At 65.7% G+C, this 21,208-nt stretch carries 20 protein-coding genes and 1 tRNA gene; 14 read left to right on the top strand and 7 right to left on the bottom strand.

Annotated features, from left to right (window positions below; translation table 11 throughout):
* Positions 1-10: 10 nt before the first annotated feature.
* Positions 11-1,267 carry a threonine ammonia-lyase gene (locus SB4_RS11540; RefSeq protein WP_058752679.1) on the bottom strand — a complete coding sequence of 419 codons (1,257 nt, stop codon included), beginning with the start codon at positions 1,265-1,267 and terminating at the stop codon, positions 11-13.
* Positions 1,268-1,682: 415 nt separating this feature from the next.
* Here SB4_RS11540 and SB4_RS11535 point away from each other — a divergent pair, with 415 nt between their 5' ends.
* The 4 genes from SB4_RS11535 (at position 1,683) to SB4_RS11520 (ending at position 5,706) form a co-directional block, all read left to right on the top strand.
* The gene (locus tag SB4_RS11535) at positions 1,683-3,602 is read left to right on the top strand and encodes a potassium transporter Kup (protein ID WP_153006188.1); all 1,920 of its coding nucleotides are present in this window, start codon (positions 1,683-1,685) and stop codon (positions 3,600-3,602) included.
* A complete protein-coding gene (locus tag SB4_RS11530; RefSeq protein ID WP_058752686.1) occupies positions 3,599-4,111 on the top strand; it encodes a 2'-5' RNA ligase family protein in 513 nt (170 codons plus the stop codon). The genes SB4_RS11535 and SB4_RS11530 overlap by 4 nt, the downstream gene beginning before the upstream one ends.
* A gap of 55 nt (positions 4,112-4,166) precedes the next feature.
* Positions 4,167-4,243, top strand: a tRNA-Met gene (locus SB4_RS11525).
* Between the two features lie 278 nt (positions 4,244-4,521).
* Positions 4,522-5,706 (top strand): GGDEF domain-containing protein, encoded by a 1,185-nt coding sequence (locus SB4_RS11520; protein WP_058752678.1) that lies wholly within the window; start codon positions 4,522-4,524, stop codon positions 5,704-5,706.
* Positions 5,707-5,716: 10 nt separating this feature from the next.
* On the opposite strand, the gene fdhD is transcribed toward SB4_RS11520, so the two are convergent.
* Genes fdhD through SB4_RS11505 form a run of 3 tightly spaced genes read right to left on the bottom strand, consistent with a single transcriptional unit; the run spans position 5,717 to position 9,328 of the window.
* A complete protein-coding gene (gene fdhD / locus SB4_RS11515; protein ID WP_058752677.1) occupies positions 5,717-6,523 on the bottom strand; it encodes a formate dehydrogenase accessory sulfurtransferase FdhD in 807 nt (268 codons plus the stop codon).
* Between the two features lie 13 nt (positions 6,524-6,536).
* Entirely contained in the window at positions 6,537-7,043 is a 507-nt protein-coding gene (gene mobA, locus SB4_RS11510; protein ID WP_058752676.1) for a molybdenum cofactor guanylyltransferase, read from the bottom strand.
* Entirely contained in the window at positions 7,040-9,328 is a 2,289-nt protein-coding gene (locus tag SB4_RS11505) for an FdhF/YdeP family oxidoreductase (RefSeq protein ID WP_058752675.1), read from the bottom strand. The genes mobA and SB4_RS11505 overlap by 4 nt, the downstream gene beginning before the upstream one ends.
* Positions 9,329-9,448: 120 nt before the next feature.
* On the opposite strand from SB4_RS11505, the gene trxB reads away from it, so the two are divergent.
* A complete protein-coding gene (gene trxB, locus SB4_RS11500) occupies positions 9,449-10,417 on the top strand; it encodes a thioredoxin-disulfide reductase (protein ID WP_058752674.1) in 969 nt (322 codons plus the stop codon).
* A 134-nt stretch (positions 10,418-10,551) separates the two neighbouring features.
* On the opposite strand, the gene SB4_RS11495 is transcribed toward trxB, so the two are convergent.
* Complete coding sequence (locus tag SB4_RS11495) at positions 10,552-11,007, bottom strand: universal stress protein (RefSeq protein ID WP_058718056.1); 456 nt, start codon at positions 11,005-11,007, stop codon at positions 10,552-10,554.
* Between the two features lie 129 nt (positions 11,008-11,136).
* On the opposite strand from SB4_RS11495, the gene SB4_RS11490 reads away from it, so the two are divergent.
* Genes SB4_RS11490 through lpdA form a run of 4 tightly spaced genes read left to right on the top strand, consistent with a single transcriptional unit; the run spans position 11,137 to position 14,570 of the window.
* Positions 11,137-12,471: a pyruvate dehydrogenase complex dihydrolipoamide acetyltransferase gene (locus SB4_RS11490; RefSeq protein ID WP_058752673.1), complete on the top strand. Its 1,335-nt coding sequence runs from the start codon at positions 11,137-11,139 to the stop codon at positions 12,469-12,471.
* Between the two features lie 18 nt (positions 12,472-12,489).
* Positions 12,490-12,702: a hypothetical protein gene (locus SB4_RS11485; RefSeq protein ID WP_058718048.1), complete on the top strand. Its 213-nt coding sequence runs from the start codon at positions 12,490-12,492 to the stop codon at positions 12,700-12,702.
* Positions 12,699-13,097, top strand: a complete 399-nt coding sequence (locus SB4_RS11480) for an acyl-CoA thioesterase (RefSeq protein ID WP_058732314.1) — start codon at positions 12,699-12,701, stop codon at positions 13,095-13,097. Before SB4_RS11485 ends, SB4_RS11480 begins: the two co-directional genes overlap by 4 nt.
* 60 nt (positions 13,098-13,157) lie before the next feature.
* Positions 13,158-14,570 carry a dihydrolipoyl dehydrogenase gene (lpdA, locus tag SB4_RS11475; protein WP_058752672.1) on the top strand — a complete coding sequence of 471 codons (1,413 nt, stop codon included), beginning with the start codon at positions 13,158-13,160 and terminating at the stop codon, positions 14,568-14,570.
* Between the two features lie 79 nt (positions 14,571-14,649).
* Here lpdA and SB4_RS11470 read toward each other — a convergent pair whose 3' ends face one another.
* On the bottom strand, positions 14,650-15,198 hold the full coding sequence (locus SB4_RS11470; protein ID WP_058732316.1) for an isochorismatase family protein: 549 nt from the start codon (positions 15,196-15,198) through the stop codon (positions 14,650-14,652).
* Between the two features lie 209 nt (positions 15,199-15,407).
* Between SB4_RS11470 and SB4_RS11465 the strand changes: the two genes are divergently transcribed.
* Together SB4_RS11465 and SB4_RS11460 are read left to right on the top strand one after the other, a co-directional pair.
* Positions 15,408-16,790 carry a hypothetical protein gene (locus SB4_RS11465; protein WP_058752685.1) on the top strand — a complete coding sequence of 461 codons (1,383 nt, stop codon included), beginning with the start codon at positions 15,408-15,410 and terminating at the stop codon, positions 16,788-16,790.
* A gap of 47 nt (positions 16,791-16,837) precedes the next feature.
* Complete coding sequence (locus SB4_RS11460; protein WP_058752671.1) at positions 16,838-17,176, top strand: DUF3140 domain-containing protein; 339 nt, start codon at positions 16,838-16,840, stop codon at positions 17,174-17,176.
* Positions 17,177-17,458: 282 nt separating this feature from the next.
* On the opposite strand, the gene SB4_RS11455 is transcribed toward SB4_RS11460, so the two are convergent.
* Positions 17,459-19,213 carry a fatty acyl-AMP ligase gene (locus SB4_RS11455; protein WP_058752670.1) on the bottom strand — a complete coding sequence of 585 codons (1,755 nt, stop codon included), beginning with the start codon at positions 19,211-19,213 and terminating at the stop codon, positions 17,459-17,461.
* Between the two features lie 128 nt (positions 19,214-19,341).
* Here SB4_RS11455 and SB4_RS11450 point away from each other — a divergent pair, with 128 nt between their 5' ends.
* The 3 genes from SB4_RS11450 to SB4_RS11440 all read left to right on the top strand — a co-directional run bounded on the left by SB4_RS11450 (position 19,342) and on the right by SB4_RS11440 (position 21,084).
* Positions 19,342-19,872 (top strand): regulatory protein RecX, encoded by a 531-nt coding sequence (locus SB4_RS11450; protein ID WP_241488597.1) that lies wholly within the window; start codon positions 19,342-19,344, stop codon positions 19,870-19,872.
* 145 nt (positions 19,873-20,017) lie between these two features.
* Positions 20,018-20,587 (top strand): cold-shock protein, encoded by a 570-nt coding sequence (locus tag SB4_RS11445; protein WP_058735009.1) that lies wholly within the window; start codon positions 20,018-20,020, stop codon positions 20,585-20,587.
* Positions 20,584-21,084: a DUF192 domain-containing protein gene (locus tag SB4_RS11440; RefSeq protein ID WP_058752668.1), complete on the top strand. Its 501-nt coding sequence runs from the start codon at positions 20,584-20,586 to the stop codon at positions 21,082-21,084. The genes SB4_RS11445 and SB4_RS11440 overlap by 4 nt, the downstream gene beginning before the upstream one ends.
* Positions 21,085-21,208 lie beyond the last annotated feature (124 nt).

The following is a 21,208-nucleotide window of genomic DNA, read 5'->3' as shown; positions in this document are numbered from 1 at the left end:
CAAAAGCCTGTCAGGCGAGCTCGACCTGCGTCGTCTCATAGCCACCCGCGCGCAGGGCTTCGATCAGCCTGTGCAGGTGGAGCGCGTCGCGCGTCTCGCACTCGATATCGGTGATCAGGCCCTTGGCGGGCAGGGTGGTGAAAACGCGCTGGTGATAGACCTCGATGATGTTCACCCGCTCGCGGTCGAAGATGCGCGCGACGTTGAACAAGGCGCCCGGCTGATCCTGCAATCGGATACGCAGGCGCGCGAGCCGCCCTGACCGCGCCAGGTCGCGCAGCAGGACGTTGGCGAGCAGGCGCGTGTCGATATTGCCGCCGCACAGCACGACGCCGACCGTCTTCCCCCGGAAGCGTTCCGGGTGCGACATCAGCGCGGCGAGGCCCGCCGCGCCTGCGCCCTCGACCACCGTTTTTTCGATCTGGAGCAGCGCGCTGACCGATTCCTCCAGATGGCGCTCGTCGACCAGCACGATCTCACGCACCAGCTGTGCCACCATCTGCGAGGTCAGGCCGCCCGGCACCTTGACCGCAATACCCTCGGCCAGGGTGTCGCCCGCGCAAGGCAGGTCGGTGCCGTTCAGCTTGTTGTACATGGACGGGAACAGCTCGGCCTGGACGCCGACCACCTCGACCGGGCGCGCACTGGCAGCCGCCACCGTCGCCATGCCCGAGATCAGCCCGCCGCCGCCGATCGGCACGATCAGCGTGTCGATATCTGGCGCGTCCTCCAGCATTTCGAGCGCGACCGTGCCCTGGCCCGCGATGACGCGCGCATCGTCAAAGGGGTGGACGAAGGTGAAGCCGCGCTCGGCCTCCAGCTCGCGGGCATGGGCATAGGCGGCGTCGAAAGTGTCGCCCTCCAGCACCACAGTCGCGCCGTGCCCTTCGGTCTGGACGACCTTCACGATCGGCGTGGTGCGCGGCATCACGATGGTGGCGGGCACGCCCAGCCGGTTGGCGTGATAGGCGAGGCCCTGTGCGTGATTGCCCGCCGAGGCGGCGATCACGCCCTTGGCCTTGGCCTCGTCCGACAGCTGGAGCAGCGTGTTGAGCGCGCCGCGTTCCTTATAGGCGGCGGTGAATTGGAGATTCTCGAACTTCAGATAGACGGTCGCACCGGTCAGCTTGGACAGCGTCTGGCTGATCAGCGTCGGCGTACGGATGATCCGGTCCGAAATGCGCGCATGGGCGGCGCGGACATCGTCGATGGTGACGATCGGGGACGAGACTTCCGAAGCGGCCTGAGCGGCGGTGCGACTAACCATGGGAGTGCCCTAGCCGATCGGAGGCGGGAGGTGAACCGTTTCGGATATGGTGTTGTGCTAAGGGGTAGGCTTTCTACTCTTGCCAAGACATGCCTTCTTTCTCCCCTCCCGCAAGCGGGAGGAGTCGGGAGAGGGCAGGGTGTCTCACCGAGTCCGTCGCCCGTGGCTTTCCCTCCCCCATCCCCTCCCGCCTGCGGGAGGGCAGCGGTGTCTCATGGAGACGGCGGTCAGAGGCGTGTCCTCCCCACTGTTGCATTGCGGCATCGCTCGCCCTCCGAAATCGTGCCCGAATGCAACAACCGTCCAGCCCCCGCGTTGCTGGCCTTTTGGGGCCATGCTAGGGCGGCGCGATGATCACAGGGTTGCCACGGACGTCGCCGATGATCCTCTCCGTCACCGGCACGATCGCCCAGTCATGAGCGTCGCACCGACCGGGATCGCCACCACCGCGACCGAAGAATCTCACAGTCACCATCCGCAAGGCATGGCGCGATTGGCGCTGGGCGCGATCGGTGTCGTGTTCGGCGACATCGGCACCAGCCCGCTTTATGCGTTTCGCGAGACCTTCGCGAACCCGCACCATCCGTTGCCGCTCGACAATGCGCATATCTTGGGCGTCATTAGTCTGATCTTCTGGTCGATGATGATCGTCGTGTCGGTCAAATATGTTGCGATCATCATGCGCGCCGACAACAAGGGTGAGGGGGGCAGCCTGGCGCTGCTCGCGCTCGTATCGGGCCAGACCAAGACGCGGCGCTGGACGCGCGGCATCATCTTGCTGGGCGTGTTCGCCACCGCGCTGTTCTACGGCGATAGCATGATCACCCCCGCCGTCACCGTGCTCAGCGCGGTCGAGGGTCTGGCGGTCGCCGCGCCCGCCTTTGGAGGCTTCGTCCTGCCGATCGCGATCACCATCCTGATCGTCCTGTTCAAGATCCAGCGGTCGGGGACCGAGCGCGTCGGGCTGTTCTTCGGACCGGTCATGCTCGTCTATTTCGCGGTCATCGCGGTGCTGGGCATCATGAGCTTCGTCCAGACGCCCGAGATCCTGCTGGCACTGTCGCCGCATTATGCGATCCAGTTCTTCTTCATCGATCCGGTGCGCGGCTTCCTGGCACTGGGTTCGGTGGTGCTGGCGGTGACCGGGGCGGAGGCGCTGTACGCCGATATGGGGCATTTCGGGCGGCGGCCGATCGGCGTGTCCTGGCTATGCTTCGTGCTGCCCGCGCTGATGCTCAACTATATGGGGCAGGGCGCGCTGCTGTTCCGCGAAGGTGCGGCGGCACTGGAGAGCCCCTTCTATATGCTGGCGCCCGAAGGGTTGCAGCTGCCCCTCGTTATCCTGGCGACTGCCGCCGCGGTGATCGCCAGCCAGGCGGTCATCACCGGCGCTTTCTCAGTGACGCAGCAGGCGATCCAGCTGGGCTTTATGCCGCGCCTGCGCATCGAGCATACGTCGGCGGCGACCGCCGGGCAGATCTATATCCCGCTCATCAACTGGCTGTTGATGGTTATGGTGATCCTGCTCGTCCTGTTCTTCCGCTCCTCGTCGAATCTGACCTCGGCCTATGGGATCGCGGTGACGGGGGCGATGCTGATCGACACCTGCTTGCTGGGCGTGGCGCTGACCCGGCTGTGGAAGTGGCCGCTCTATGCCGCCCTGCCGCTGCTCGGTCTCTTCTTCCTGGTCGACGGGGCCTATTTCCTGGCGAACCTGACCAAGGTGCCGTCGGGCGGCTGGTTCCCGCTGCTGGTCGGTTTCGTCATCTTCACCTTTCTCACCACCTGGTCGACGGGGCGCAAGCTGATGATCGAGCGGCTGCGCGAGGGGACGATGCCGATCCACATCTTCATCGATTCGGCGGCGGGCGCGGCCAGCCGGGTGCCCGGCACGGCGATCTTCATGACTTCTTCGCCCGAGGGCGTGCCGCACGCGCTGCTCCACAATCTGAAGCACAACAAGGTGCTGCACGAGCGCATCATCCTGCTGACCGTCAAGATCATGAGCCAGCCCTATTGGCCTGACGGCGACCGCGCGAAGCTGGACGATATGGGCCATGGCTTCCACCGCCTGGTGCTGCGCTTCGGCTTCATGGAAGAGGCGGACGTGCCCGCCGCGCTCAAGAGGGTGGAGATGGCGGGGGGCGCGTTCAAGATGATGGACACCAGCTTCTTCCTCTCGCGCCAGACTCTGCTCCCGGCCGAGCGGCCGGGCATGTCGATGTGGCGGGAGAAACTGTTCTCCTGGATGCTGCGCAACGCCGAAAGCGCGATGGAATTCTTCCGCCTGCCGACCAATCGCGTGGTCGAGCTGGGCAGCCAGGTGGAAATCTGACCGACCATCCCGCCCCGATTATCGTCACCGCCCTGTTCGGCCGCCCCGATCAGGGCTGGTTCGACGGGCTGCGGCGACAGCATTTCCCGCCTGAGCGCAACGTGCTCGATGCGCATTGCACGCTGTTCCACCATCTGCCGCCCTCCGTCGAGGCGGAGTTGAAGCATCGCCTGAACGGGATCACGCGCGGCGTCCGCGCGCCGGACGCCCGCGCAAGCGGTTTGATGTCGCTGGGCAAGGGCGTGGCGATCCGCATCGATTCGCCGGGGCTGGTGGCAATCCGCCGCGATCTGGTCGAGGCCTTTGCGGGGATGCTGACGCCGCAGGACGCGGGCGGATGGCGCGCGCATGTGACGATCCAGAACAAGGTGACGCCCGCCACTGCCAAGCTGCTGCTCCAACAGATGGAGCGCGATTTCCGGCCTCGTCCGGTCGAACTCATCGGTATCGGCACCTGGTGGTATCGTGGCGGTCCATGGGAAATGCTGTCGCGTCATTTGTTCGCTTGACGCCCGAAAACAGCCTGTTTATAGGCGCGCCTCCACCGGGTGGAACGCCTAGCATGGCGAAGTAGCTCAGCTGGTTAGAGCAGCGGAATCATAATCCGCGTGTCGGGGGTTCAAGTCCCTCCTTCGCTACCACCCGGTGTATTTTCCCCTACATTCGCCAGTTTCCGGCCAGCGCCTCCGCCAAGTCCAGGCTCAGGCGCGTCGCGCTCTGCATTTGTGCATCCGCCGGCGGCTGTGCGTGTGCTGGCATCTCATAGCAGCAGGAGGATGAAGCGGCTTTGTAGCCGGCGCGCGTCTCTTAACCGATCCTTCGCCTCTGACGGGTAGGTCTGTCGCGGGAATTGCAAAATGGGGTCGTCGGGTCTTACGTCGTGAACGCTGCCGTCTACGCCCTTATCGCCAACAGTTGTATGGCCGCGCTGTTTGCCGTGACCTACGGCGTGGTTGCGCTGTCCTATTCGCGGCAGCGGGCGGCGGTATGGTTCATGGCCAGCTATCTGCTCGGTTTCGTGACACCGATCTGCGAGCTGCTGGTCCGGTTCAGTGACCATGTGATCCTTTTCCATGTGGTGGGCTATGCCACCTTCCTGGGCGGCATGTTGCTGATGTCGGTGGGGATACAGGCCTTTGCGGGCCAACGCCCCGAATGGCGGCTGGCGCTGATGGCCTGGGTGGCGGGGATCGTGCTGCGTATCGCGATCCTGAACGGCACGCGCAGCACCATGCCTTATGAGTTGCTATTCCAGCTGCCCTTCGCCATCGGGTCGGCGCTGGTCGTGTTCTCGGTTCGGCGAATCGGCCAGACCGGGCCGATCCGTGCGATGCTGGCGGGGATATTCGCCCTGATCTGCCTGCACTTCCTGGCCAAGCCCTTCCTGGCGCTGGAGCTGGGGTCTGGTGTCACGGCCAAAGCCTATGCGGGCAGCCTCTATGCCGTCGCGTCGCAGGTTTCGAGCGGCGTATTGTTGGTCGCGGCGGGCCTGTGCCTGATGCTGCTGGTCATCCAGAAGGCGCTGGAAGAGACGATCCTGGATGCGGAAACCGATCCGCTGACCGAGCTGACCAACCGGCGGGGCCTCTATCGGATCGGACCGCGCCTGCTGCACGAGGCGGAGACCCAGGGGCATAGCCTTTACGCGGTCGTGCTCGACCTCGATCATTTCAAGCGGATCAACGACGACCATGGTCATGCAAAGGGCGATCTGGTGCTGGTCGCGTTTGCGCGCGTGCTGCACACGCTGACCACGAAGGATATCCTGACCGTGCGCATGGGCGGCGAGGAGTTCGCGCTGCTGGTGCCTGATCCGACGGGCCCGGGCGAGGGCAGCGACCATCGCGCATCCCGGCTCGGCCGTGCCATCCAGGTCGCGCTGGAGCCCTTTGCCGAGCGTGACCTGCCGCCCCTGACGGTCAGTGGCGGGATCGCGCGATACCAGTCGGGCGAGACGCTGGAGGGGTTGATCGCACGGGCGGATCAGCTGGCCTATCGTGCCAAGCGCGCCGGTCGCGATCGTATCTTGCAGGATCGCGACGACAGTGCCGCCGAGCGGGCGAAGGATTACTGGACCGAGCGCGCGCAATACGCCACGGGGTGACGCGGGTTTTCTATCCGAACCGCCCATAAGGATCATGCGCGACCAGCATCGCATCCGACCGGGCGAGCGCGATCAGGGTCAGGCCATGGGCGCGGGCATGATCGATGGCGAGGCTGGTCGGCGCCGAAATTCCGACCAGCAGGCCGACGCCCGCTACCAGCGCCTTATCGACCATCTCATAGCTGATCCGCGAGGTGACGAGGATGAAGTCGGTCTTGAGCCCCGCTGTGCCGGCCAGTGTGCCGACCAGCTTGTCGAGCGCGTTGTGCCGTCCGACATCCTCCGCCGATGCCAGGACGGCGCCGCGCGCGTCACAGGCGATGGCGGCATGGACGGCCCCGGTCCGGGCATTCAGCGGCTGATGATCGCGCAAGGTCGACAGGGTGGCGAACAGGGTCGCGGGCGTGGCGTTCGGGGCAGGGGGGCGTGTCGTCACCGGCCGGGCGATCTGCTCCAGCCCCGACAGGCCACATAGCCCGCAGCTGGTATCGCTGGTCCGGTGGCGCACCCGGTCCTGCATCCGCCCGCGCAGCGCCTCCGCCAGCGTGACCCGAACGATCCAGCCCGTCTCGGCCGCGAAAGGCTCGATGGCGAGAATGTCGGCGGGACGGTCGATCAGCCGTTCGGTCAGCAGGAAGCCGGTGGCGAAATCCTCCAGGCGTTCCGGCGTCATCATCATGACCGCATAACCGAAGCCATCGACCTCGATCACGACCGGACATTCGACCGCCACCGCCCGTTCGATGGGCGTGGTCGACCCATCGGGCGACAGCCGGACGACGGTCAACGGGTGAACGGGTTCATGGGTGACGCTCACCCCTGGGCGACTTTCATAGGGCGGCAAGATCGGCGGGCGTATTCACATTCGCAAGCGGCTCGGGCGAGATAACCGGGATCGCCCCGATCGCGCGGACCCAGCCGCGCACCGAGCGATCCTGCCCCAGCGAAAGATGCGCCATCAGGTGCGCCCCCAGCGCGGCGGGCCACAGCCCCAGCACCGGCGCATCGCGGCAATAGCTGGGCTCACGGCGCAGGATCGCCTCGATCAGCCCGACCGGCAGGCGCGGCATGTCGCACCCGATCGTCAGGACGCAGCGAAAGCCGTGGCTGGCCGCATAGTCCAAGGCTCCGGCGATCCCGCCCAACGGACCCAGGCCCGGCGCGGGTAAGTCGGGTACGCCCTCCGCGCCGCCCACCTGCACCACGCGCGCGCAATAGGGGGCAATGGTGGCGCGCGCATGCGCCACCAGCGTGCGGTCGCCGAGCATGGCGACCGCCTTGTTCGATCCGAAGCGCGACGACTGCCCTCCGGCCAGGACCGCTCCCAATATGCTCATGCGGGGACGCGCACCTTCACCGGCACCGACTTGCCTGCGGGAACATGGCTTTCCAGCGCATGATGCTCCAGCGGGATCAGATAGTTGAGCTCGGGATAATAGCCGCCGATGCAGCCTTCGGGGATGTTGTACTCGACCACGCGAAGGCCCTCGACCACACGTTCCTCGCCATCATCGGCATCGCCCTCCAGCGCGATGGTCTGCCCATCGGTCAGGCCGAGGCGCGCGATGTCGGCCTTGTTCATCATCGCGACCATCCGCGTGCCGCTGATCCCCCGGAAGCGATCGTCATAGCCATAGATGGTCGTGTTGAACTGGTCGTTCGACCGCAGCGTGATCAGCCGCATCCGCCCTTCGGCGGGGGTGATGCCCGAGGCATCCATCGCGCGCGGCACGTTGAACTCGGCCTTGCCGCTCTCGGTTTCCCATTGGCGGTGCGAGGCGGGATTGCCCTTCCAGAAGCCACCCGGCTCGAACAGGCGTTCGTTGAAATTGGCGAACTTGTCCGGATAGACATTCTCGATCGCGGTGCGGACCAGCCCATAATCGCCGACCCATTCGTCCCACGGCACATTAGGGTTCGGCTCCAGCACCGCCTTGGCAATCCCGGCGACGATGGCGGGTTCGGACAGCAGCGTATCGGCGGCGGGCGTCGCCCTGCCGACCGAGCCATAGATATGGCTGAACGAATCTTCCATCGACACGGCCTGACGGCCGCCCGCCTGCATGTCCGTTTCCAACCGGCCGAGGCAGGGAAGGATGTAGCTTTCCTCGCCGGGCACCAAATGGCTCTTGTTGAGCTTGGTCGCGATATGGACGGTGATGGGCAGCTTCGCCCAGGCCGCCTTCATCTTGGCATGTTCGGGTGTCGCGCGCAGGAAATTGCCGCCCAGCTGGACGAAGCCTTGTGCCGTCCCGGCGATGATCTGGCGGCACGCCTCGACCGTGTCCCAGCCATTTTCAGTCGGCGGCTCGAACTCGAACAATTCCTTCAACCGCTCGACGGGGGCGAGTTCGGTCTTCTCAGTGATGCCGACCGTGCGCTGGCCCTGCACGTTGCTATGGCCGCGGACCGGACCCGGCCCGGCGCCCTCACGGCCGATATTGCCGCGCAGCAGCAGCAGGTTGACGATCATGTGCAGCGCGTCGATGCCATAGCGGTGTTGGGTGATGCCCATGCCGTACACCGCGATGACGCGTTCGGACTTCATATAGACGCGCGCCGACTGCTCGATCTCATCGCGGGTCAGACCCGAATCGCGGATGATCTCGCTCCAGGCGGCATTGCGGCAGTAATTGGCGAAATCCTCGAACCGGGTCGTGTGCTGCTCGATGAAATGATGGTCGAGGATGCGCTTGCCGCCGCTGGCGATGGCGCGGTCATCCTCCTCGATCACCAGCTTGCAGATGCCGGTCAGCGCGGCGATGTCGCCGCCCGCCTTCACCTGATGATATTGGCTGGAGATGTCGGTCGAGCTGCCGGTCAGCATCTGAACCGGGTTCTGAGGCGAGGCGAAACGCTCCCAGCCGCGCTCGCGCAGCGGGTTGAAGGTCACGATCTCCACCCCGCGCTTGGCGCAGGCTTGCAGGTTGTGGAGCATCCGGGGGGCGTTGGTCGCGACATTCTGCCCGAAGGAAAAGATCGCGTCGCACTTGTCGTAATCCTCCATCTGGATCGTCGCGACGGGCGATCCGATGGCGGACTTCAGGCCGACCGAGGTCGTCTCGTGGCACATGTTCGAGCTGTCGGGCAGGTTTTGCTGCCCCCACATCCGCGCGAACAGCGAATACATGAACGAGGTTTCGAGGCTGGCACGACCCGAGGCGTAGAGCACGACCTTGGTCGGGTCGCAGGTCTTAAGCTTGGCACCGATCGCGGCGAACGCCTCGTCCCAGCTGACCGCGACATATTTGTCCGAACCGCGATCGTAACGCATCGGATGGGTCAGGCGGCCCGCCTGTTCCAGGTCATGGTCGGGCCAGGCCTCCAGTTCCTTGACCGTATGCTTGGCGAAGAAGTCGGGCGTGACCCGGTGCGTGCTCAGCTCCCAGGCCGTCGCCTTGGCCCCGTTTTCGCAGAATTCGGCGATATGCGGCTTGGCCGGTTTGCCCCAGGCGCAGCTGACGCACATGACGCCATCGGGCTTGTTCAGGCGACGCAGCGCGTCCAGCGTGTCGGGATTGATCCCCTCCTTCGGCAGAACCTTGGCCATGCCCTTCATCGAGCCCCAGCCTCCGGCGGGTGCCTGATAGTCGGTGATCTTCACATCCTCGTCGTCGCGCATCGGGCAAATCTCCACTTGCAACCATGAACGAAGCTAGCGCCGATTGGCCGCATGAGAAGCGGTTCATTTTTGTCGTCCGCGTGACTATCTAGGCGGAAAATCGTTTCACAGGACTCGGACATGACCACCCACACTACCCGCATGCTCATCCTCGGCTCGGGCCCTGCCGGGCTGTCGGCCGCCATTTATGGCGCGCGTGCGGGGATGCAGCCGATCGTGGTGCAGGGCATCCAGCCGGGCGGCCAGCTGACCACCACCACCGATGTCGAGAATTATCCGGGCTTCGCCGACGTCATCCAGGGCCCCTGGCTGATGGAGCAGATGCAGAAGCAGGCGGAACATGTCGGTGCGCGGATGATGTGGGACACGATCACGCAGGTCGACCTGACCAACCGTCCGTTCCGCCTGATCGGCGACGGCGGCGACGTCTATGAGGGCGAGGTGCTGGTCATCGCGACCGGCGCACAGGCCAAGTGGCTGGGCCTGGACAGCGAAGAGGCGATGAAGGGCAAGGGCGTGTCGGCCTGCGCGACCTGCGACGGTTTCTTCTATCGCGGCAAGAAGGTCGCGGTCATCGGCGGCGGCAACACCGCCGTCGAGGAAGCGCTCTATCTGACCAACCATTCGGACGACGTGACGCTGATCCACCGCCGCGATTCGCTGCGCGCCGAGCGTATCCTGCAGGAGCGGCTGTTCGCGCACCCGAACGTCAAGGTGCTGTGGAACAAAGAGGTCCGCGAGTTCGTCGATGGCGGCGGCAATGCGGGCCTGGTCGCGCTCGACCTGCTCGACACGGTGACTGGCGAGCATAGCCGCCTGGACGTCGAGGGCGGCTTCGTCGCGATTGGGCATCACCCGGCGACCGAGCTGTTCCGCGGCCATCTGGAGCTGGATTCGGACGGTTATATTGCGGTCGAGACGGGTTCGACCCGGACCAGCGTGCCCGGCGTGTTCGCGTGCGGCGACGTGGCGGACAAGGTGTATCGTCAGGCGGTGACGGCGGCGGGCACCGGCTGCATGGCGGCGCTCGATGCCGAACGCTTCCTGGCGGCGGCGGGGTTCGAGGACATGGCCAAGGCGGCGGAGTAAAGTCCCAAATTCCTCCCCTGCAAGGGGAGGGGGACCGCCGCGAAGCGGTGGTGGAGGGGTGTCACCATTAGCGTGGACACCCCTCCGTCAGTCCTGCGGACTGCCACCTCCCCTTGCAGGGGCGGAATCTCTTTTCAGCTCAACCGATCGATCGCCTCGGGCGTCAGCGATCCCGGCACGATCATCACCGGCACCGGCAGCGCGCCCGCGTCGGTGCCCGAGAAGTGGCTGACCAGCTTGCCCGGCGCGCCGCTCGCCGCCGCGCCCAGCACCAGCGCCGCGACATCCGGATTGGCCGCGATGATCTCGCGGATCACCTTGGGCGCCTCACCCTCACGCACCGTGATCGAAGGGCGCAGGCCCGATTCGTCCAGGATGGTGCCTGCTGCACTCGCCAGCAGCGCCTCGGCCTGCTGGCGCGCCTCGTCTTCGATCGTAGCTTGCACGCCGCCGAACGCGATGAACTCCTGCGGAGGCAGCACCGTCAGGATTTCGATGCCGCCGCCGGTCTTCACCGCGCGCCGGGCGGCAAAGCGCAAGGCGATGCGTGATTCCGGACTATCATCGATCACGACCAGATAGATACGCATGGCGGCCCCCATTTTGTGACATACCGATGCCGTTACATACTATTTCGTGCAAGGCCATGACTTGACCGGGCGCAATTCGGGCGCAAGAGACGGGCCGCTACGGAATTGGTTTGCCCCGAGAGGACCTCCATGTCGATCGAGATCAAGATGCCCGCGCTGTCGCCGACCATGGAGGAAGGCACGCTGGCCAAATGGCTGGTGAAGGAAGGGGATACGGTGAAGTCCGGCGACATCATGGCCGAGATTGAAACCGACAAGGCCACCATGGAATTCGAGGCGGTGGATGAGGGCGTGATCGCCAAGATCCTCGTCTCCGAGGGTTCCGACAATGTGAAGGTCGGCACCGTCATCGCGATCCTGGCCGAAGAGGGCGAGGATGCCTCTGCGGTCCAGGCGCCGAGCAAGTCGGAAACCCCGGCTCCGGCCAGCCCCATGCCGACCGACCCCACCGACCCCAACAAGACCGGCAGCGAAGCCAAGCCTGCCGAGCGTACGGTCGAACAGGCCGAGGATCACGGCAAGCCCGCCGATTCGGGCAAGCCGGCCAGCAACGGCGGCCGCGCGATCGCCAGCCCGCTGGCCCGCCGCATCGCTTCGCAAAAGGGGCTCGACCTGTCGGCCGTGACCGGCTCGGGTCCGAATGGCCGCATCGTGAAGGCCGATGTCGAGAACGCGCAGCCGGGCCAGGCCAAGGCCGCCGCACCTGCCGCCTCGACTTCGACGGAAACCGCGTCGGCTCCGGCCGCCGCGCCCAAGCCCGCGCAGGTGCCGGATATCCCGCACGAAGCGTCGAAGCTGTCGAACATGCGCAAGACGATTGCGCGTCGCCTGACCGAATCGAAGCAGCAGGTTCCGCACATCTATCTGACGGTGGATATCCGCCTCGACGCGCTGCTCAAGCTGCGCGGCGAGCTGAACGCCGGTCTCGAATCGCGCGGTGTGAAGCTGTCGGTCAACGACATGCTCATCAAGGCGCTGGGCGTCTCGCTGATGGCGGTGCCGAAGTGCAACGTCATGTTCACGCCGGACCAGTTGATCAGCTTCAAGCGCGCCGACATCTCGGTCGCGGTGTCGACCCCGGCGGGCCTGATCACCCCGATCGTGTCGGAGGCCGATACGCGGTCGCTGTCGTCCATCTCGACCACGATGAAGGACCTCGCCACACGCGCCCGCGACAACAAGCTGCAGCCGCATGAATTCCAGGGCGGCACGGCCTCGATCTCGAACATGGGCATGTTCGGCATCAAGCAGTTCGAGGCGGTCATCAACCCGCCGCAGGGCATGATCCTGGCGATCGGCGCGGGCGAGAAGCGTCCGTACATCGTCGACGACCAGCTGGGCGTGGCAACCGTCATGTCGGCGACGGGCAGCTTCGACCACCGCGCCATCGACGGGGCCGACGGCGCCGAACTGATGAAGGTGTTCAAGGAACTGGTCGAGCGTCCGCTGGCGATGCTGGCCTGATAAGCCGGGGGCGGGGGCATGCGGGTTCGGACGGAGCTGTTCTATATCGGCCTGGGGCTGATGGCGGCGCTTGTCATGACCTGGGCCGCCGCCTGGGCCTATCCGCTCGCCCGTACCGAAATCTGGTGGTGCGGAGCGGCGGCGGCGGTCGCGACGGTGGCGATGGGCATCGGCCCGCTCCACCGCGCCCGCATCGCCGATCGCATGGCGCGGAGGCATAGCGAACAATGACCATGCTGCCCGATCTGGACCCGACGATCCGCGTCACCGCCATGCCGTCGGACGCCAATCCGTATGGCGACATCTTCGGCGGCTGGCTGATGGGCCAGATGGACTTGGCGGCGGGCTCGGTGGCGTCGCGCCATTCGGGCGGCCGCGCGGTCACGATCGCGGCGGAGGGGATGAAGTTCCATGCCCCCGTTCTCGTCGGTGACGAAGTGTCGGTCTATGCCACCCTGGTCCGGGTCGGCAACACGTCGATGACCATCGAGGTAGAGGCCTGGCGTCGCGCCCGTCACGTTGAGGATGCGACCAAGGTGACCCAGGCCCGCTTCGTGTTCGTCGCGACCGACAAGGACCGCAAGCCCCGTACCGTTCCGCCGATGGCCCCGGCAGACGACAACTGAAATTTTCTCGGGGGCGAACCCCACGCACCGCCAAGGCGCGCGTTCAGAAGGAAGAGCAAAGTGGCTGACACGTACGACCTTATCGTCCTCGGCTCGGGTCCCGGCGGCTATGTCGCGGCGATCCGCGCGAGCCAGCTTGGCCTGAAGGTCGCGATCGTCGAGCGCGAGCGGCTGGGCGGCATCTGCCTCAACTGGGGCTGTATCCCGACCAAGGCGCTGCTGCGCTCGGCCGAGGTCTATCATTACATGACCCATGCCGCGCAGTACGGCCTGTCGGTCGAGAAGCCCTCGTTCAGCCTGGACAAGGTGGTCGATCGCAGCCGCAAGGTGGCGGGCCAGTTGAATGCGGGCGTCAAGGGCCTGATGAAGAAGAACAAGGTGACGGTTGTCGAGGGCGTCGGCACGATCACGGGTAAGGGCAAGCTGTCGGTCGTCCAGGGCGACAAGACCACCGAGCTGACCGCCAAGCACATCATCGTCGCCACCGGCGCACGCGCGCGCGACCTGCCCTTCGCCAAGGCCGATGGCGAACGCATCTGGACCTATCGCCACGCGATGGTCCCGCCCGCCATGCCGACCAAGCTGCTGGTCATCGGTTCGGGCGCGATCGGCGTTGAGTTCGCCAGCTTCTACAACGACATGGGCGCGGAAGTGACCATCGTCGAGATGCTCGACCGGATCATGCCGGTCGAGGACGCCGAAGTCAGCGAGTTCATGACCAAGCAGCTGACCAAGTTCGGCATGACCATCAAGACCAAGACCGGCCTTGAGAAGCTGGAAGCCACTGCGTCGGGCGTGAAGGCCGCGATGAAGGGCCCCGACGGCAAGGTCGAGACCGCCGAGTTCAGCCACGCGATCGTCGCCATCGGCATCGTCCCCAACACCGAGAATATCGGTCTGGAGAAGCTGGGCGTCACCACCGATCGCGGTCATATCAAGACCGACGGCTTCTGCCGCACCAATGTCGACGGCATCTGGGCGATCGGCGACGTGACCGGCGCACCCTGGCTGGCGCACAAGGCGAGCCATGAGGGCGTGATCGCCGCCGAAGCCATTGCGCAGGCGCTGGGCAACAAGGACGTCCATCCGCACGCGATGGACAAGGGCAATATCCCCGGCTGCACCTATTCGCGCCCGCAGGTCGCCAGCGTCGGCTTGACCGAGGCGAAGGCCAAGGAGGCCGGGTATCAGGTGAAGGTCGGCAAGTTCCCGTTCATCGGCAATGGCAAGGCGATTGCGCTGGGCGAGGCGGAAGGCTTTGTGAAGACCGTGTTCGACGCCAAGACCGGCGAGCTGCTCGGCGCGCACATGGTCGGCGCGGAAGTGACCGAGATGATCCAGGGCTATGTCGTCGCGCGCCAGCTGGAGACGACCGAGGCCGAGCTGATGGAAACGGTGTTCGCGCACCCGACCATTTCGGAATCGATGCACGAGTCGGTGCTCGCCGCTTATGGGCGCGCGATCCACATCTGATTTTTGCCGATCGGATTACAGGAAAGGGGCTCGCTGCGGCGGGCCCCTTTTTTTGTTGGCGTTATGTCCTGGGCGTTCCTCAGAGCAATTCGATGATCGACCCGCTGTCGTGGAGGATTGCAAAATCCGCCGCCAGCAGACCCATGGTCACGTCGAATATCACCTGTGCGTCGAGCCCGGCTGAGGGCAGGTCGAAACCGATGACCGCGTCGGTCACCACGGTCACCGCAAAGCCCAGGTCGCTGGCCGCGCGTACCGTCGAATTGACGCAGAACCCCGCGACCGCGCCGACGACGACCAAATGGGTGATGCCTCTTTCGCGCAAATGAGTCTCCAGCCCGGTGCTGGCAAAAGCCGAGGAGCTGGTCTTTACGAACACCGCCTCGCCCGGCCGGTCGTGTGCACAGGCCATGGGCGCATGGCCGGGGGATTCGGGGTGCATCGGCGAGGCGGGATCGGCTTCGGCATGGCGGACATGGATCACCGGGCGGCCCGCATCGCGGAAAGCGGTGGCCAGCGAGGCGATGGCAGCGGGTGCGCTGGCGTTGACGTGCGGTCGTCCGGCCTCGATCCGGTGCTGCATCGTCATCTGCATATCGATGATGAGAAGGGCGGTCTGGGGTTCCATCGGCACTCTCCGGCGCGGCGGCCATTTCGCACGGACGTATCGCCGCGCTTTTGCGAGGGCCCTGCTATCGCCCTGATATCGTCGAGGCAACGCCGCCCCTTTTTGTCCGTTGGTCGATCCATGGCCGTTCGAATTACGCCCGGCCGGGGTCGGCATGCCGCATTCCGCTTGCGGAACATCCGGTTTTGGCCGCATCGGTCGCATTCGTCATGACCCGCGTTTATAGCCACCGCCTGCGTATTATCGTCGCGACCCTGATCCTGTTCGGGCTCAGCATCATCGTCTTCACGCCGGGCTTCGTCCAGTATGACAGTGTCGGCCAATATGCGCAGGCGCTGACCGGGCAATATGACGACTGGCACCCGCCGATCATGGCGCGGCTCTGGTCGATCTTCGGCCCGCACGGTGCGGAGCCGATGCTGGTGCTGCAACTGGCCGGATGGTGGCTGGGGCTGGGGGCGCTGGCGGCGGCGATCGTCGACCGGCGACCGCGCGGTGCTTTGATGGTGCTGGCGGTCGGACTGGTGCCGCCCTGGCTCGGCTGGCAGGTCGCGATCCTGAAGGATGCGCAGATGACGGCCGCCACGCTGGGGGCGGTCGGGATCATCGGCTGGTGGCGGCTTCGGGGGCAGGCGGTGCCGCGCGGAGCCTGGGCTGCGGCAGGACTGTTGCTGGCCTATGCCGCGCTGGTCCGCGCCAATGCGATCTTCGCCATCGCACCGCTTGTCGCGCTGCTGGTCACGGAGCGTTGGCCGCGCCGGATTGCGATCACCGTGGCGCTCACGCTCGCGACACTGGCGGCGGCGCCCTTCATCAATCACCGTCTGCTGGGAGCGGCGGACAGCGGCGTGGCGCGAACCCAGGCGCTATATGATCTGGCGGGAATTGCGGTGCGAGTGCCTTATGATCCCCGGCTGGGCTTGTCCCCCGCCGAGGTGGCGGACATCCGCGCCAAGCAGTGTGTGAAGCCCTTTTTCTGGGACCCGCTGGGCGAACCCTCACGCTGCGGTACCCGGCTCCAGCGGTTCGAGAAGACACCGCCGGGACAGATTTATGTCAAGCTCGCGCCCTCGATCCTGCACCATCCGCTGGCCTATGCCGAGCAGCGGCTGGCGCATGTCAATTCGACCTGGCGGTTCTGGGTGCCTGCGCGCTTGATCAACGCCGCGCCGCCGCAGGGGAGCGAACCCAATGATTATCATCTGGGGCAGCCGGGCCGGACCGCGCTGGCCTGGCAGAAGATGGCGGGGCTTTGGGTCGATGTACCGATCATGTGGCCGATCGTCTGGCTCGTGTTGGCAGCCGGAGGGCTGGCGGTGACGCGCGGCCATGGCTTTGCGGGGGCGCTGTTCGGCTCGGCGCTGGGGCTGGAGGCGAGCTTCCTGGTCATCAGCGTGGCGTCGGATGTCCGCTATCATTTGTGGCCGATCGTCGCGTGCGCGCTGGGGCTGATCCTCGCCAAGCCGTGGCGGGGTGACCGGCGGATCGTGCTGGCGACGGGCGTGGTAGTGGCAGTCGTGCTGATCCTCGGCGGGATTGCACGGGCGACCCTGCCGCTGCCGCCGCAAAGTTATTATGCGATGCTGATCTGAACCCCGAAGCCTGCGCGCAGCGTTGACCGCCCCGAAAGGAGCCGCGCATGGCCGACGATCACGAACAGGTTTACGCCGATTTCAAGGAGGCCGTGAACATGGCCCCGGCCGAGCTGGAGAAGTTTCTGGATACCGACGAGTCGCAGGATGTCGGCCAGAAAAAGGGCGGTTCAGGCGAGAGCGTCGGTCATGAGTCGGGCCGCCGGATCGTCGAGATCAAGCGCAAGAAGAAGGCCGACCTGACCGACGATGACTTTGCGCATATGAAGAAGGTCGTCGGTTATGTGCACCGGCATCTGAAGCAGGGCGGGCCGGACAAGGATGTCGAGCATTCGCCGTGGCGCTATTCGTTGATGAACTGGGGGCATGATCCGTTGAAGGATTGAGGGGGCTTTCCCAACCTCCGTTCCGCCAAAGCAAGGTTAAAGGCCACAGTTACCGAGCCGCTCCAACAAAAGTCGCCACCCCGGCGCAGGCCGGGGTCCAGTTTGGATAAGCTGGCGAGGGCGCCACGGGCTTGGTGGAAACTGGACCCCGGCCTGCGCCGGGGTGGCGTATTGGAATGATGGCGGAGCATCACCTTCGATTTCGCTCAGACTGAACGAACGTGTGGAAAAGGGCCCGGTCTTTCACCGAGCCCTTTCCTCCAATCTCAAGTTCCAAATAGATCAGGCCGCGACGTCGTACGGCTTGATCTCGCCCGCCAGATACAGGTTGCGGGCCTTGGCGCGGCTCAGCTTGCCCGAGCTGGTGCGGGGTAGGGTGCGCGGCGGGATCAGTTCGATCACGCAGTTCATGCCCGTCACCGCGCGCACGCGCTCGCGGATTTCGTCGCGCAGGCGCAGGCGCTCCTCGTCGTCCGAGCTGCGGCACTGGACCAGCACGGCGGGGGTTTCCTCACCGCCCGGCGTAGTTATGGCGAAGGCGGCGATGTCACCCGCTTTGAAGCCCGGCAGCTGCTCGACCGCCCATTCGATATCCTGCGGCCAGTGGTTGCGGCCGTTGACGATGATCATGTCCTTGGCGCGGCCAACGATGTAGATATAGCCCTTGGACATATACCCCATGTCGCCGGTGTCGAGCCAACCATCGACCAGGCAGGCATCGGTCGCGGCCTGGTCGCGGAAATAGCCGACCATGACCGACGGGCCCTTGCACCAGACCTTGCCGATCGCGCCGTCGGGAAGCGGCGTGCCGTCCTCCTCGCGGATTTCGATGGTCATGTCGCGCGCAGGCTTGCCGCAATTGACGATGGCGCGGAAACGCTGTGGCCGGTCGGTGCCTTGCGCGCCGCCCGACAGCTGGGTTTCCTCGACCAGTTCGACGCGAATGCCCTCGCCCGGCGGCATGATCGACACCGCCAGCGTCGCCTCGGCCAAGCCATAGGACGGCAGGAAAGCGGTCGCCGGGAAGCCCGCATCGGCAAAGGCGTCGACGAAGCTCTGCATGACGTCGGGACGGATCATGTCCGCGCCATTGCCCGCGATCCGCCAGCGCGACAGGTCGAAGCGGTCCGACGCCTTGGTCTGCGACGAGATGCGGCGCGCGCAAATGTCATAGCCGAAAGTCGGCGAATAGCTGACCGAGGTGCCCGGATTGCGGCTGATCATGTCCAGCCACGCCAGCGGACGCCGCGCGAAATCCTCGGTCTTCAGATAATCCGTCGACACCTGGTTGGCGACCGGCGACAGGAAGCAGCCGACCAGACCCATGTCGTGATACCAGGGCAGCCACGAGACGCAGCGATCGCTCTCCTGAATCTTCATGCCATGGCTGTGCGCCGCCAGATTGTTGAGCAGCGCATGATGGGTGATCGCCACGCCATGCGGGAAACGGGTCGAGCCGCTGGAATATTGCAGATAGGCGATCGCTTCCGGATCGGCCTTGGGCAGTTCGGTCTCGGGGGCTGCGCGCGTGGCGAAGCTGTCCCAGTCGATCCCCTCGCAGCCCGCGGCCTCGGCGGCGGCGCCAGCCATCTGGGCCAGTTCGGGCGGGAAGATCAGCATCTTGGGGTCGCAGCTGGCGAGCTGGACGCGCAGCTGCTCGATATAGCTGTCTCGCCCACCGAACGAGGTCGGCAGCGGCAGCGGCACCGGCCAGGCGCCCGCATATACCACGCCGAAGAAAAGCGCGGCGAATTCCGGCCCGGTCTCGGCGACCAACGCGATGCGATCCTCGGGCTGCACGCCGCTGGCGATCAGGCGGCGGGCGCAGGTCAGTGCGTCCTCGCGCAGTTCGGAAAAGGGATAGGGCCGCGACAGGGTGCCGCGCGCGTCGTGGAAGTTCAGCCCACGCGAGCCCGACGCGGCATAGTCCAATGCCTCGCCCAGCGTGTCGAAGTCGGCGAAGCGGCGCGGCAGCGCATCTTCGGTCGGCGTCGCGATGATGGCGCGCGCGTCGTCCTGATGGTGCTCGATCGTCATGGCCTTGCCTTCGTCCCTTATGCTTTTGCGCGCCCGCGGATCGTCAATCGGGCGCGGATGAAACTTTTGTGCCGCGGATAGCGGCTTCCCGCGTTCTAAATCCGGTGTCAGTGTGGCACAAACAAGGCGTGCCCGCCGATCGACGCCCGCCCAAGCCGCTTGACCCCAAATTGCTCGAGAGACTCGCGCTGCGTTACGTCGAACGCTTCGCGACCACCGAGGGCAAGCTGGTCGATTACCTGACCCGCAAGCTGCGCGAAAGGGGCTGGGCCGGGGAGGGGGCGCCCGACGCCCAGGGGTTGGCGGCGCGCATGGTCTCGCTCGGCTATATCGACGACCGCGCCTATGCCGAGGCGAAGGCCGCGTCGCTCGCCAGGCGTGGCCTGGGCGCACGCCGAGTGGCGCAGGCCCTGCACGCCGCGCGTGTGGGCACGGAGGATCACGAGGCGATCGGTCCCCAGGTGGCGGAGGCGGCGCGCGACGCCGCCCTCGCCTTTGCCCGGCGCAAGCGAATCGGCCCGTACGCAACCGGCGAAGCGGACCGGGCGACGCGCGACAAGCAATTCGCGGCGATGATGCGTGCCGGCCACTCGGTGGAGCTGTCCCGCCGAATCGTCGCGGCCGCGTCCGGCGAGGTGCCGGACGATGACGATTTCTGAACAGGCTCAATCGCGTGCGGGGATACTCAAGCCCTGATTTGACGGGTTTTCCCGTTCCGACGTCCCACTGCGGACCAGGAAAAATGAACGGCCTTGCATTGCGAGTGCGAACAATGATGCTAGCAAAGCGTACAAGGGTGCGATGATGCTGGATGAAACGCCAAATCAGGGGGGCGGCATCGACAGCGAAACGGCGGATACGGCCGTTGGTCTGGCGGGGGTCGTGAAATGGTTCGACGTGACACGGGGCTTTGGCTTCGTGGTCGCGGACGATCCGGCATATGGCGATGTGCTGGTGCACTTCACCGTGCTCCAGCCGCATGGCCGACGCAGCCTGCCCGAGGGCGCGCGGGTCGAGCTGACCGCGGTGCGCGGCGGGCGCGGCTATCAGGCGCGCGACGTGGTGGCGATCGACCTGACCCATGCGGTGCCCGAACAGCCCCGGCGCCCGCGCTCCCCCGATCGCATCGATCCGGTCGCCCTGGTCGAAGGAGCGGGGACACCTGAGCCAGTATCGGTCAAGTGGTTCAACCGGTTGAAAGGCTATGGTTTTCTGCTGCGGGATCGCGACGGCATGGATATCTTCGTGCATATGGAGACGCTCAGGCGCGGCGGCATCCTCGAGGTGGAGCCGGGCCAGCCCCTGGCCGCGCGTATCGTCGACGGTCCCAAGGGGCCGCTGGCGGTGATCGTGACGGAACGGGACTTGGGATGACATATAAGGGTGTGACGGTCGCAGTGGCGCTGGCGCTGGCGCCGCTGGGGCTGGCGCTTTCGGCCTGTTCGGCGGGCACCTCCGCGACCGAGCAGACGGGGCAAAAGGCCGCCGAGACGGTGGCGGTGACAATCACCACCGCGCAGGGCCAGCATAAATTCCAGGTCGAGCGCGCGCGCACCGCCGCCGAACAGGAACAGGGCCTGATGTACCGTACCGACCTGAAGCCCGATGGCGGCATGTTGTTCGCGCCCTATCCGCCCGAGGGTGGCGGCCCGCGCGAGGCGAATTTCTGGATGAAGAACACGCCGACCTCGCTCGATATCCTGTTCCTGCGCGCCGACGGCACCATCGCGCGCATCGCCGAGAACACGACCCCGTTCAGCCAGACCCCGATCCCCTCGGGCGAGCCGGTGGCGGCGGTGCTGGAGCTGGTCGGCGGACGATCGGCGGAGCTGGGGATATCCGAAGGCGATTCGGTTTCCTGGCCGAAGTGATCGACACCATATCTCCCCTCCCGCAGGCGAGTTTCAGGTCGGTCATGCCCCCGGCATGACCTAAACGATGCGGGGCATCGTTTACCTGAAACTGGGCCGGGGGAGGGCAGGGTGTCTCACCGAG

The sequence above is a fragment of the Sphingomonas sanguinis genome (assembly GCF_001476905.1).
Lineage (GTDB): Bacteria > Pseudomonadota > Alphaproteobacteria > Sphingomonadales > Sphingomonadaceae > Sphingomonas > Sphingomonas sanguinis_B.
Note: the sequence above shows the minus strand (reverse complement) of the source record. Positions and strands in the feature narration are given on the sequence as shown.

Coding starts and splice junctions, on each gene's coding strand:
- SB4_RS11490 (WP_058752673.1), top strand. CDS start 11,137: ATGTCGATCGAGATCAAGATGCCCGCGCTGTCGCCGACCATGGAGGAA.
- SB4_RS11485 (WP_058718048.1), top strand. CDS start 12,490: ATGCGGGTTCGGACGGAGCTGTTCTATATCGGCCTGGGGCTGATGGCG.
- SB4_RS11505 (WP_058752675.1), bottom strand. CDS start 9,328: ATGCGCGACGACGAGGATGTGAAGATCACCGACTATCAGGCACCCGCC.
- SB4_RS11540 (WP_058752679.1), bottom strand. CDS start 1,267: ATGGTTAGTCGCACCGCCGCTCAGGCCGCTTCGGAAGTCTCGTCCCCG.
- trxB (WP_058752674.1), top strand. CDS start 9,449: ATGACCACCCACACTACCCGCATGCTCATCCTCGGCTCGGGCCCTGCC.
- SB4_RS11480 (WP_058732314.1), top strand. CDS start 12,699: ATGACCATGCTGCCCGATCTGGACCCGACGATCCGCGTCACCGCCATG.
- SB4_RS11535 (WP_153006188.1), top strand. CDS start 1,683: ATGAGCGTCGCACCGACCGGGATCGCCACCACCGCGACCGAAGAATCT.
- SB4_RS11455 (WP_058752670.1), bottom strand. CDS start 19,213: ATGACGATCGAGCACCATCAGGACGACGCGCGCGCCATCATCGCGACG.
- SB4_RS11460 (WP_058752671.1), top strand. CDS start 16,838: ATGGCCGACGATCACGAACAGGTTTACGCCGATTTCAAGGAGGCCGTG.
- SB4_RS11470 (WP_058732316.1), bottom strand. CDS start 15,198: ATGGAACCCCAGACCGCCCTTCTCATCATCGATATGCAGATGACGATG.
- SB4_RS11520 (WP_058752678.1), top strand. CDS start 4,522: ATGGCCGCGCTGTTTGCCGTGACCTACGGCGTGGTTGCGCTGTCCTAT.
- SB4_RS11465 (WP_058752685.1), top strand. CDS start 15,408: ATGACCCGCGTTTATAGCCACCGCCTGCGTATTATCGTCGCGACCCTG.
- SB4_RS11495 (WP_058718056.1), bottom strand. CDS start 11,007: ATGCGTATCTATCTGGTCGTGATCGATGATAGTCCGGAATCACGCATC.
- SB4_RS11445 (WP_058735009.1), top strand. CDS start 20,018: ATGCTGGATGAAACGCCAAATCAGGGGGGCGGCATCGACAGCGAAACG.
- SB4_RS11440 (WP_058752668.1), top strand. CDS start 20,584: ATGACATATAAGGGTGTGACGGTCGCAGTGGCGCTGGCGCTGGCGCCG.
- mobA (WP_058752676.1), bottom strand. CDS start 7,043: ATGAGCATATTGGGAGCGGTCCTGGCCGGAGGGCAGTCGTCGCGCTTC.